Origin of the sequence: Pontivivens nitratireducens (assembly GCF_011290545.1) — a bacterium.
GTDB classification, from domain to species: Bacteria; Pseudomonadota; Alphaproteobacteria; order Rhodobacterales; family Rhodobacteraceae; genus Pontivivens; species Pontivivens nitratireducens.
This window is the reverse complement of the sequence record NZ_CP049811.1, coordinates 2,573,757-2,585,746: the sequence shown is the minus strand read 5'-3', so window position 1 is coordinate 2,585,746 and position 11,990 is coordinate 2,573,757. Positions and strand designations below refer to the sequence as shown.

At 60.7% G+C, this 11,990-nt stretch carries 8 protein-coding genes; 4 read left to right on the top strand and 4 right to left on the bottom strand.

Translation table 11 applies throughout. The features are described 5' to 3' along the window. Positions 1-138: 138 nt before the first annotated feature. From G8E03_RS12685 to G8E03_RS12670, 4 genes are all read right to left on the bottom strand, one after another. A complete protein-coding gene (locus G8E03_RS12685; RefSeq protein WP_166192514.1) occupies positions 139-774 on the bottom strand; it encodes a TetR/AcrR family transcriptional regulator in 636 nt (211 codons plus the stop codon). A 217-nt stretch (positions 775-991) separates the two neighbouring features. Then, positions 992-2,617, bottom strand: coding sequence for a long-chain fatty acid--CoA ligase (locus tag G8E03_RS12680; RefSeq protein ID WP_166192511.1), 1,626 nt, complete (start codon positions 2,615-2,617; stop codon positions 992-994). 488 nt (positions 2,618-3,105) lie between these two features. After that, positions 3,106-4,137, bottom strand: coding sequence for a YeiH family protein (locus G8E03_RS12675; protein WP_166192508.1), 1,032 nt, complete (start codon positions 4,135-4,137; stop codon positions 3,106-3,108). Positions 4,138-4,480: 343 nt separating this feature from the next. Then, positions 4,481-7,753, bottom strand: a complete 3,273-nt coding sequence (locus G8E03_RS12670; RefSeq protein WP_166192506.1) for a Hint domain-containing protein — start codon at positions 7,751-7,753, stop codon at positions 4,481-4,483. A 317-nt stretch (positions 7,754-8,070) separates the two neighbouring features. Here G8E03_RS12670 and G8E03_RS12665 point away from each other — a divergent pair, with 317 nt between their 5' ends. The 4 genes from G8E03_RS12665 (at position 8,071) to G8E03_RS12650 (ending at position 11,873) form a co-directional block, all read left to right on the top strand. Beyond that, positions 8,071-8,886, top strand: a complete 816-nt coding sequence (locus tag G8E03_RS12665) for an alpha/beta hydrolase (RefSeq protein ID WP_166192504.1) — start codon at positions 8,071-8,073, stop codon at positions 8,884-8,886. A gap of 43 nt (positions 8,887-8,929) precedes the next feature. After that, positions 8,930-9,361, top strand: coding sequence for a type II 3-dehydroquinate dehydratase (gene aroQ, locus G8E03_RS12660; protein ID WP_166192502.1), 432 nt, complete (start codon positions 8,930-8,932; stop codon positions 9,359-9,361). Between the two features lie 186 nt (positions 9,362-9,547). Next, the gene (locus G8E03_RS12655; protein WP_166192500.1) at positions 9,548-10,651 is read left to right on the top strand and encodes an ABC transporter ATP-binding protein; all 1,104 of its coding nucleotides are present in this window, start codon (positions 9,548-9,550) and stop codon (positions 10,649-10,651) included. 109 nt (positions 10,652-10,760) lie between these two features. After that, positions 10,761-11,873, top strand: a complete 1,113-nt coding sequence (locus G8E03_RS12650) for an extracellular solute-binding protein (RefSeq protein WP_166192498.1) — start codon at positions 10,761-10,763, stop codon at positions 11,871-11,873. Positions 11,874-11,990: the final 117 nt, after the last annotated feature.

The following is an 11,990-nucleotide window of genomic DNA, read 5'->3' as shown; positions in this document are numbered from 1 at the left end:
CAAGGAATAACTGCGCAGGCATACACGTTATGGTTGAGAAAGCAGCCTAAACGAGGACGCTCAGCCAATGCGCCTTAGCGAAAACATCCATGTCAGGGCGCTCGCGACAAAATGCTGTCTGCCCGTCTGCGGAGTGCGCTACCGGCCGATCCGGGCTGCTCTTGAAACGGTCCTCAACATGCCCATCACCAGATCCTCGAAATCGGCAGGTGCGGTGCTGTCATCCGTCAGCAGCTTTTGCAGGTGATAGCGGAATGCGGCGTCCAGCAGCAGATAGATCGAGGTGGCATCGACATGTGTGTGGCCGGTTCGCTCCAGAAACTCCTCGACCAGTTCCACAAGCCCGGCTTCGATGTCTTCCACGATCTGGTGGAACGAGGGGTCGAACATGGCCTGAGACCGGATATCATACCAAAGCCTGTGCGTCTTCGCCTCGCGATGGATGGACAGGGCGAGGCCGCTGACGAACCGCTCGGCCAGACGCTCCGGCGGGGCGTCCTCGGCCAGGATCGACTGCATTTCCGCGACGAAACCCACCTTATAGCGGCGCACGCAGTAGGCAATCAGATCGACCTTGTCATCGAAGTAGTAATGCAACGTGCCGACGGCCACGCCGGACAGTTCGGCGATGTCACGCAGGCTGGTGCGGGCATAGCCGAGCTGTTTTAGTGCGGCTATCGCGCTGTCTGCCAGCTCGTCCTTCTTGCGGACGCGCTTCGCGACCTTGGCATCGGCCTTGGCTGCGAGGCGGTTGACCTTGTCGAGCTTGTTCATGTGACCATGTCCCCAGTCTCACCCCCGCACTGCGTAGATGAAAATGGGCGCCGGTTTCAACAACCCCCAAGGGCGCCGTACGCGGGCCAGCAGCCTGCCCGGGCCGCGCTGTCGCCTGCTGATTAGGCAGCTACGCGCCCCGGTTGCCGGCAGAGTATCAAGGTCACGATCAATGGCCCGAAGGTCGGGGCGAATATCGATCGTGACCCTGTTCACGTCAGGCCTCCTTCGTCAGAACGTCGCCATAGGTCTCACGTAGCTTGTTCTTGAGCACCTTTCCGGTAGCACCGATGGGCAGTTCGTCGACGAAGATCACCTTGTCGGGGACCTGCCAGCTGGCCACCTTGCCGTCGTAGGAGGCGATGATTTCCTCCTCGGTCGGCGTTTCCCCTTCGTCCGGGACGGCAATCACAACGGGGCGTTCATCCCATTTCGGGTGATATGCAGCGATGGCGGCGGCGTTGGCGATCTTGGGGTGCGCAATCGCGATGTTTTCCAGCTCAACGGTCGAGATCCACTCCCCGCCGGACTTGATGATGTCCTTCGAGCGGTCGCGAATGACCAGATAGCCGTCGCTGTCCAGCGTCGCCACATCGCCGGTATCGAACCAACCGTCATCGGTCAGGGCGTGGTTTTCCTGGCCGAAATAGCTTTCGACGATCCAGTGGCCGCGCACTTGCAGTTCACCTTGCGTTTTGCCGTCGCGGGGCAGTTCATTCCCCTCGGCATCGACGATGCGCACGTCCACACCCCACGGCGGGCGGCCCTGGCCTTCGCGCAGCTTGAACTTCTCGCTCTCGCTGAGTCCGGAGTGCTTTTCGAGCATCTGGTTCAGCGTGCCGAGGGGCGAAGTCTCCGTCATTCCCCAGGCGTGGATCAGTTCGACGCCATATTTTTCGCGGAAGTCCCGGATCATGGAGGGCGGCAGCGCCGATCCACCGACCACGGTGCGCTTCATGGAGTCGGGCTTGATGCCAGTGCTCTTGAGCGCGGCCAGCAATCCCATCCAGATCGTCGGCACACCCAGCGATATCGTCACCTTCTCGGAGTCGATCAACCGGACGAGGCTTTCGCCGTCCAGATTCGGTCCGGGCAATACCAGTTTCGACCCGACGCCAGCGGCAATATAGGTCGAGCCCCAGGCATTGACGTGGAACATCGGCACGACCGGCATCACAACGTCGCGTGCGGCGATGCTCATCCCATCGGGCTGGTTTCCGCCAATCGTGTGCAGAATAAGAGAGCGGTGCGAATACTGCACGCCCTTGGGGTTTCCGGTCGTGCCGGAGGTATAGCACAGAACGACGGGGGAGTTTTCGTCCACGTCCGGCCATTCGGGCACCGGATCGTTCTCAGCCAACATCTCGTCGTAGAACAGCAGCCCTTCGACCATGGCGGCGGCTTCCTCATCACGCGGGCCCATCAGGACATAGTGCTTCACCGTCTTCAGGTGCTCACCCAGCTTGGCCACGATCGGCAGGAATGTGCGGTCCACGAACAGCACTTCGTCCCCGGCATGGTTGAAGATATAGATCATCTGTTCGGGGGTCAGACGCGGGTTGATCGTGTGAACCACGCGCCCGCCGCTGCCGATCCCGAAGTAAAGCTCCAGATGGCGGCGATTGTTCCAGGCGATGGTCGCGCAGCGTGCACCGTCGGACACGCCCAGCTTGTCCAGCGCGGCCTTCATCCGCCGCGCGTTGACCCCGACCTCACCCCAGTTGGACCGCGTGATCTGGCCATCCGTTTCGACCGAAACGATCTCGGTTCCGGCGTGATATTTCTCGGCGTGATCGATCAGCGAACCTGTCGTCAGCGCCTGATACATCATTGTTCCAAACATACTGTTCTCCTTTATTCTGCTGCGATCGCAGCTGGTGTAGTGCCACGGAACGGGCCCGCCGCCCGTTCCGCGATCATGATTGTGGGGGCGTTGGTGTTGCGCCGCAGGCGGCACCGGTCGCGCGCGTTTTTTCAGTCGGAATTTCGGTGACATGTGCGCCGTTGACGATCGTCAGATCCCTGCGGATTTTCTGAACCGGATGCATCTGGGCCGCAGCGGTCGAACATCCGCAACCCCGGCTGCCAGCAGGCAGGCGGGCGGACACAAAAGGATCCCCGGACAGCTGTGCCGCAGGGGGATACCCCGCAGAACCACCGCCCACGATCACGTAGTTACATGACGCATTGAATGGCAATTTCATCTTCCCTTGACGCAGTCTTTTTGCTGCTCATGTGAAGGTGAACATATAATCTGGACATGTGTCCAGCAGAATTGCGGCGAGCGGTTCATTTGGCCGAAACCGGACATGGGCCCGACATGAAGCTGGATCAGATCACCCCGATCACCATCAGGCCGACCCCGGTGAACGTCGCCAGAAACACCGTTTCCACCACCAGCAGCAGGGCTGCGGTCTTGCCGACCTTCAGCAAGTCTTTGGGCACCGTTTTCAGCCCCACCGCGGCGATGGCGATCAGCAGCAGAGTGCGCGAACCGTCGGCGGCCAGTGACAGCACAATTTCGGGCAGGGCAACCAAAGAATTCAATGTGGCGAGAACGATAAAACCGATCAGAAACAACGGCACGACGGGTTGCGCCTCACCGCTCGTCTCAGCCGAATGGCCCAGCCTGCTGCGCACGATCAGGGCGATGCTCACGACCACGGGGGCCAGCATCGCGACCCGGATCAGTTTGACGAGGGTCGCCGTCTCACCCGCCGTGTCGGATACGGAGAATCCGGCCCCTACGACCTGTGCCACATCATGGATGGTCGCCCCCAGATAGATGCCGATCACGGTGTCGGTAGGGGCCACGAGCGATCCCAGGATCGGGTACAGGATCATCGCGATCGTCGAAAGGATGGTGACGCCGACCACGGTGAACACCAGCTGATCCTGGGCATTCTTCTTCTGCGGCAGCACGGCGGCTATGGCCAGGGCGGCTGACGCACCGCAGATCGCAACCGAGCCTGAGGACAGGACCGCAAAGCGCGGCCCGAACCCGAAGAGCCGCGCCACGGCCATGCCAAATCCGATGGTCGCGACAACACCCCCGACAACAAGTGCGACGACCGGCCAACCCAGTTCGAGCGCCATGTCAAAGCTGATACGCAAGCCGAGCAGCGCCACGCCGAAGCGCAGAACCGTCCGCGCGCCGAATTCGACGCCGGGACCGCAGCGGATGTCTTCGGACAGGAAATTGAGCGCGATGCCCAGCAACAGCGCCAGCAGCATCGCGGGTGCGCCGTAATGCTCGGAAATGAACAGACTGGCCAGCGCGACCGTTATGGCCAGAACCATGCCCGGGGCTATGCTGCGCAGTTTCGCGATTGCGTCTCGGGTCCGGTCGGCCAGTGTGGTCATGGCTCATCCTCGATCGTGGCAGCGTATGGGTGGACAACACACGCCATCGTGCACTTCCCTTTTCGCAGGCTCTTTCGCGGAACGATAGAGCTTCGCCAGAACAAATTTAGCCAGAACAAATTTACCGTGAACCCATTTGCCGTGGTCGAGAGTTTTCGGCAGTCATGCAACTGCGTGCCACGGCAATACCGGGGCAGGCGACGCGCCGCACGGCTGCGGCACGCCTCACAGTTGCGGCGCGCTGTATCTCCTGACCCGCCTCACCGGCAGGGGCTTGGCGTCCCCGGGCTCCGGGGCCTACTCACGGATCATAGAAGGCTCCGCAGCACGTGCTGCGGGGTTTTCACGCGCTGCGCGCGAAGCTGGCAGGCACTTCCCAGGGTTTCAACGTCTCACGCGATGATGGGCCGTAGCCCTGAGGGCCGCTGACGGCCAGTTCCGGGAACAGCGCGAACAATTCGCTTCGACCTGCGGGGTCCAGCGCCTCATATCCCATTTCGCCGGGGTGGAAGCTCTCGGACTCGATCCCCTCGGCAAAGATAATGGCGTGGCGGTCGAACATCAGGTGCACATACTCGATGGTGCCGCCGCTGATCTGACGGATGGTCGTGTCGTTCACCATATGCTTTGCGGCAACCAGCATTTCATCGACACCGTGGGTCAGCCGCAGCGCACTGTCGCGCAGCAACATCCGGTGCTGCGGCGACACGCGCAGGACGTTGGGATTGCCGAATACGCCTGCGTCGAACTGGATCGGGGCCAACGCACCGGTAGCGCGGACCGTCCGCCGCCCCATCCAGCGCACGGGTTGCAGGCCGTGATCGCGGGTGACGATCAGATCGCCCGGCTTCAGCTTTCCCGCGGCACGGGGGCCTGTTGGCGTCATGATCCGTGCCTCGGAATCGAAGCAGATCACACGCTCCATCTCGCTGAAGGTGACGACGGTGCCATCCTCCATCGTGAAGCTGCCCGCCTCGGGATCGCCGTTCACGAAAGTGATATCGTTCTTGGTAAGGCTGTTGCCGGAAAGATTTGTCAGACCCGCCAGCGACAGCGTGTCGATGTCGCTGTCGCCGGGATCCTCACCACCCGTGGCGACGATCGTATCGCCGCCCGACCCGCTGGATGCGCCCGTTGCGAAGTTGAAGAAGTCGTTTCCTAATCCGCCGGTCGCCGTATCGTTTTCGAACATGGTCAGGGTATCGGAGCCCGCGCCGCCGGAAAGCGTATCCGCGCCCGAATTGCCCTGAAGGCTGTCGTTTCCTTCGCCGCCCACGATGTTGTCATCGCCCAGACCGGTGACGATCGTATCGTTGCCCGCGCCGCCATCCACGTTTCTGTTGCCGGTGCTTGCATCCGCATCGTAACTGTCGTCACCCCCGGCCAGATCGTGATCCCGCACGTTCGAGGCGATGTTGTCCGCGTTGACGTTGTCTGCCTGCTCGGAAAATACGAAGTCGCGGATCGAGCTGAACTCACCGGATGCGTTCGTCTGATCGCTGATCGTACCGTTGTTATCGTCAGAGAAGACGACGTCGATGCCATGCGCAGTCAGATTGGAGGCGTCGATGATATCGTTTCCGCCATCCCCACTCAGCGTATCCTGGGCGAAGTTGTCTTCCAGCTGGAACGTATCGTTGCCTGCCTGCCCGCGAATGCTGTCATTGCCTGTTCCGACGATAAGCAGATCGGCACCGTCGCCCGCATAGACGTAATCGTCGCCGGCACCGGAGCTGATCGTATCGTTGCCCGAACTTGTGGCCCCCCCGGTGGAAGTGTTCACGTTGCCGCCATAGATCGTATCGTTGCCCGATCCGGTGGTGATCGCGTCGTCACCCTGCAGACCTTCGACGGTTACCGCACCCACGGCCGTGGAATCGTAGGTGTCGTCGTTGTTCGACAGCACAAGCGTTTCGATTTCGGAAAATTCGGTGACGTCTCCCGTACCGGATTCCTCGGCTGTGCCGGTCAGGTTCCCGTTGGAAAAGTCGCTGATAATGACATCGACGCCATTCGACGACAGACCGATCGCGGTCAGTGTATCCTGATCGGTTCCGCCCTCGGACCCGCGAATGGTATCCGCGCCGAACCCGTCATTGAGCAGAATGGTGTCGGAATCGTTTCCGGCGTCGATCAGGTCGTTGCCGGTTCCACCATCCAGCGTATCGGTGCCCGAGGATCCGAACAGGGTGTCGTTGCCAGCGCCGCCGCTGACATAATCGTTGCCCTCGTTACTCGCATCGCCGATCGTCGTCGGGGTGGTGAAGTTGCGCGTATCGAAGGTGAAGCCGGAGTTCACGCGCCGCGACGTAAGGGTCACGGTAAAGCTCTCACGGTTCACGAAGTCCAGTGCGACCTGGTTTTGCTCCTGCTCCACGGCGGTCAGGGTGGTCTGGTCGTTATTGCGTGAGCCCGAGAACGTGAAACTGTTGGCGTCGTCCTGCACATCGACCGATGTATTTGTCGCGACCTCGTAGCTGGTGAATTCCGAAGTGGCGACCGTGACCCGCTCGATATCGGTGTCCAGCCCGTTGTTCGGGTCCGTTTCATCCAGATCGCGGAAAACGAACGTACCGTTGAGCGCGATGGGCTGGCCGGTATTCGGACCCGATGCCGCGAAGAATTCGACGATGATCTCCGCCTTGTGCCCGCCATAGACCGCGCCGGGGCCGCCTGTGGTTGTGGCCCCAAGGTTCAGGATCACGATGTTGGGATCGCCCATGTCGCTGTTGTTCAGATCAACCGGCATCGCCGAGGGCGTCGTGCCGTCGGACTCGGTTATCGACAGGATGGTGAACCGCGCATCGACGACCACGCCCTCGGCCGTGGTCGCCACGGCTTCATAGGTGATCGATTCGCCGACGGTCTCGTTCGCGTCGCCATTGTCGCTGGTATTCGTCGTATCCACATTTGCGCGGTTGAAGTTGAAAGTCGCGGCATCTTGGCTGGGATCGCGCACATCCGACCCATCGCCGTAGACGATATCGTCGCCGTCACCGCCCTGGACCACATCGTCGTTCTCGCCCCCCAGCACGCTGTCATCGCCCGCCCCACCAAATAGGTTGTCATTGCCGACCGCGCCGTCGAGGCTGTCATTGCCATCCCCGCCGGTAATGGTGTCGTTGCCTGACAAGCCGCGCAGGGAATCGTCGCCCTCCAGTCCGTAGATTGCGTCATCGCCGCCCATAGCGGGACCGCCCTCGGCACCTGTCAGCGTCTCACCCCAGCTTGGGATGGCGTCGTAGGCGACGCTCGAACCTTCAACCACCGAATCGAATGTAGCCGTCTCGCCGGAGTAGGCTTGCTGATCGCTTTCAGAGATGATGTTGTAGATATCGCCGTCTATGTCGACCGCGTAAACCGTGATGAAGCCACCTGAAACGGCCCAACTGTCGACGACTGCCAGTTCAACCTGACCACTGTCGGTATAGGTTCCAGTGGATGGATCGAAGATATAGGCCATCGCACCGGACTGAGGCCGCGAAAGCGTTGTATCCGTATCTTCGATATGAATCTGTAGTGATGGTGCTGACGTCGGAACTGTGAATTCGGTGAAACCACCGTCGAAATTCATTTCCGCATCCGTATAGCCCGAGTAGGTATATATATTGGCCATCGAGTGTCTCCGAAATTACGTCAGGCACTTGGGTCGTGTTCACCTGCCCCGAATGCGGTACGTAAAAGCCGACAGGCTCTTTCGCACGGCAATTTAACTGATTCAAATAACAAAGTACCGTCTTTTGTCAAAGACTATAGTTTATTAGGCGAGTTGATTGCACCTAGTACACGTTTAGCGTGTTCTTGCGATTTTGGGCAATCCGACTTCCAAAACCCGGCACAATCAGGCACAAACGATTTCCGAGTTGCGTTGATTGCATGACCGTGCAGGGCACATGACCCCTTGACGATGTGCCTTATGAGGAGGAAGCGGGCATGATCTCCGATTGGAACGATGCCTATGCCAATGGTGCGCATATCAAGGGTGCCGAGAGCTATCCGGAGCTGTGGCGGGAGCGTGCCGAGAAATACCGCGAAACCCTGCTCGATGCGGATCGTGCGCGGTTGAGTGTGGGATATGGCACCTCGGAACGGGAACGTTTTGATCTATTCATGCCGGTATCGGCCCCGCTGGGACTGGCTGTGTTCGTCCATGGCGGCTATTGGCGGAACTTCGACAAATCCACTTGGTCCCATCTGGCGCAGGGCGCGGTGGACAGAGGCTACGCGGTCGCCATTCCATCCTATACACTGTGCCCGAACGCCGCGATCTCAGACATCACCGGCCAGATCGCCCGTGCGGTCTCACAGGCGTCCGGAATGGTTGCGGGGCCGGTGCATCTGGCGGGGCATTCCGCCGGGGGGCATCTGGTGACACGCATGGCCTGCGCGCTCAGCCCCTTGGGGCAGGGGGTGGCGGGGCGGCTCGGCCATGTCCTGTCCATCAGCGGTCTGCACGATTTGCGCCCCTTGTTGAGGACCGACATGAACCGTGACCTGCGTCTGGACTGGGCGGAGGCCACTGCCGAAAGCCCGGCCCTGCACGCGCCGCGCGACGGCACCCGCCTGACAGCCTGGGTCGGTGCCGAGGAGCGCCCCGAATTTCTGCGCCAGGCGGAGTTGATTGCCAATATCTGGACCGGCTGCGGCGCGGACGCCATGCTGAAGGTGGCAGCGAACCGGCATCATTTCGATGTGATAGATGATCTGGCCGACCCGCACAGCGCAATGATCGAGCATTGGCTTTCCTGACAATCTCCGGCACCGTGCACGCGACATCGAAATCGGAGCCGTCATGACCCGTACAATCCATATCCTAAACGGACCGAATCTTAACCTGCTGGGACAGCGGGAGCCTGAGATCTACGGCTCCGATACGTTGGACCAGATCGAGCAGAGGTGCCAGGCGCGCGCTGCGGAGCGTGGGATCGCCCTGACATTCTGTCAGACCAATTCCGAGGGAACGCTGGTCGATCACATCCATCGGGCCAGGGGTGAAGGCGCCGATATCATCATCAATGCCGCAGCCTACACCCATACCTCAGTGGCGGTTCTGGATGCTCTCAAGACATGCGATGGCCTGCAGGTGATCGAATTGCACCTGTCCAATCCCCACCGTCGGGAGCCGTTTCGCCACCACTCGTTCGTGTCCGCGGCAGCGACGGGCGTTATCGCCGGCTTCGGCGCGCAAGGTTACCTTATGGCTCTCGACGCCCTCGCCCGATAAAGAAAAATTCCTGTTTTGAAGTAAAATTTCAGGCAATCCAGCCTGTATCAGGTGAATTGACGAAGCGATGTGCCTGTTCTGACGGTGTTTTCGATGGCCCGTTGCATCTTGAAAAAGCGCTGCTAGGCTCTTGGGGCAAGCTGGCGGAACGACGCCTGACAGGGATAGCGGACAGGGATTTCAGATTTGGCGGACACTTCAACGAACGACGGCTTCGTAACATTTGATCGTGTTCAAAAGAGCTACGACGGTGAAACGCTCGTGGTGAAGGACCTGAACCTTTCTATCGGGCGCGGTGAGTTTCTGACGATGCTCGGGCCGTCCGGTTCCGGCAAGACGACATGCCTGATGATGCTGGCAGGGTTCGAGAGCGCCACTCACGGTGAGATCAAGCTTGATGGCGTTTCCATCAACAACATTCCGCCGCACAAGCGCGGCATCGGGATGGTTTTTCAGAATTATGCCTTGTTCCCCCACATGACCGTGGCGGAAAATCTGGCCTTCCCCCTCGAAGTACGCAAGATGGGCAAGGCCGAGCGTGAGGCCAAGGTGAAGCGCGCGCTGGACATGGTGCAGATGGGGGAGTTCGGCGGTCGTCGTCCGGCGCAACTCTCGGGCGGTCAGCAACAGCGGATCGCACTGGCCCGCGCCCTGGTGTTCGACGCGGAACTGGTCCTGATGGATGAGCCGCTGGGCGCGCTCGACAAACAGTTGCGCGAACATATGCAGTTCGAGATCAAGCACTTGCACGAACAGCTTGGCATCACCGTGGTCTACGTCACCCACGATCAGGGTGAGGCGCTGACGATGTCGGATCGGGTTGCGGTCTTCAACGACGGGCGCATCCAGCAGCTCGCCCCGCCCGAGGATTTGTACGAGCGCCCCGAAAACAGCTTCGTCGCGCAGTTTATCGGTGAAAACAACACCTTGCCCGGCACGGTTGAGAGCATAGCCAATGGCGTGGCCGAGGTGCGCCTCCCCTCGGGTGAGCTGATCAGTGCGGAACCGGTGAACGTTTCGAATCCGGGGGAAAGCACGCTGGTCTCTATCCGCCCCGAGCGGGTCGAGATTGACCACAGCCGTCTGCCGGAGGATGCGCATCTGATCGACGCGGAAGTGCTGGAGTGGATCTATATGGGCGATATCTTCCGCACACGACTTCGTGTGGCTGGAAACGACCAATTTGTTGTAAAATCAAGGAATTCCGGCGATCAGCGCAGGCTGTCGCCCGGAGAGCGCATCAAGATCGGCTGGGCACCCACGGATGCCCGCGCGCTTGAGGTGAACTGAACGAGATAGTCGCGCGGGCGGTAATGCCTCGCGCGGCGACACCCGCAGCGACCGGAGCCCCGGTTCGGTGCACTGCGGAACAGATCAAAACCGGGACAGGGAATTGAACATGAAACTCAAGACATTGATGATCGGTGCGACATCCGCACTCGCACTCACCGGCGTCGCGAACGCCGAGGGCCATATGGCCGACAGCATGACGATCGTCAGCTGGGGCGGCGCATATCAGACGTCGCAGCAGAAGGCCTACTCCGAGCCCTACGCTGAGGAGACCGGGATTCAGGTCACCTGGGACGAAAGCTCGGCCGAGGCTGTCGCCCGTCTGCGCGCGATGTCCGAAGCTGACAACGTGACCTGGGATCTGGTCGATGTCGTCGCCGCGGACGCAATGCGCCTGTGCGACGAGGGTATCGCAATGGAGATCGACCACGACGAAGTCCTCGCCCAGGGCGATGACGGGTCGAGCGCAACGGAAGATTTCGGTGAGCTGATCATCTCCGACTGCTTCATTCCGCAGATCGTCTATTCCACGACCTTCGGCTACCGCACCGATGTTGCGGAGTGGAACGGTGCCGAGCCTTCCTCCGTTTGCGATGTGTGGAACACGGAGGAATTCCCCGGTCAGCGCGCGCTGGAAAAGCGCCCGATCGGCAACGTAGAGTGGGCGCTGATCTGTGACGGCGTCGCCTACGAAGACGTCTACGACATGCTGGAGACCGAGGAAGGCGTCGCACGCGCCCTCGCCAAGCTGGACGAGATCAAGGACAACACCATCTGGTGGTCCGCCGGCGCGGAAACGCCGCAGCTTCTGGCTGACGGCGAAATCGTCATCGGGTCGACCTATAACGGTCGTCTGTTCTCGGTCATCGAGGAGCAGGACCAGCCGGTCGGCATGCTGTGGGATTACCAGATGTTCGACCTGGACGGCTGGATCGTTCCCGCCGGTCTGCCCGAGGATCGTCTGGCCCGTGTGATGGACTTCCTGCACTTCGCGACCGATACGCAGCGTCTGGCGGATCAGGCGAAGTACATCGCCTACGGTCCCGCCCGTGCGTCCTCCGCCCCGCTGGTCAGCACCCACGAGGAACTGGGCATCGAAATGGCGCCGCACATGCCGACCGATCCCGCGAACAGCGTGAACACGTTCCTGTTCAACTACGAGTGGTGGGCTGATAACCGCGACGATATCGACGCGCAGTTCCAGTCCTGGCTGCTTCAGTAAGTTCGGACCGAGAACACCGGTGCGGCATCCTCGGGGTGCCGCACCGCCCCCCCCGCAAAAGGGGCATTCAGGTATGCGGTGGGCCGCACCACCCTATTCCTGAATGTAGGCGACAGC

What these genes read in the sequence shown, in the direction of transcription:
- G8E03_RS12680 (WP_166192511.1), bottom strand. Translation starts at nt 2,617, where the DNA reads ATGTTTGGAACAATGATGTATCAGGCGCTGACGACAGGTTCGCTGATC.
- aroQ (WP_166192502.1), top strand. Translation starts at nt 8,930, where the DNA reads ATGACCCGTACAATCCATATCCTAAACGGACCGAATCTTAACCTGCTG.
- G8E03_RS12665 (WP_166192504.1), top strand. Translation starts at nt 8,071, where the DNA reads ATGATCTCCGATTGGAACGATGCCTATGCCAATGGTGCGCATATCAAG.
- G8E03_RS12675 (WP_166192508.1), bottom strand. Translation starts at nt 4,137, where the DNA reads ATGACCACACTGGCCGACCGGACCCGAGACGCAATCGCGAAACTGCGC.
- G8E03_RS12685 (WP_166192514.1), bottom strand. Translation starts at nt 774, where the DNA reads ATGAACAAGCTCGACAAGGTCAACCGCCTCGCAGCCAAGGCCGATGCC.
- G8E03_RS12650 (WP_166192498.1), top strand. Translation starts at nt 10,761, where the DNA reads ATGAAACTCAAGACATTGATGATCGGTGCGACATCCGCACTCGCACTC.
- G8E03_RS12670 (WP_166192506.1), bottom strand. Translation starts at nt 7,753, where the DNA reads ATGGCCAATATATATACCTACTCGGGCTATACGGATGCGGAAATGAAT.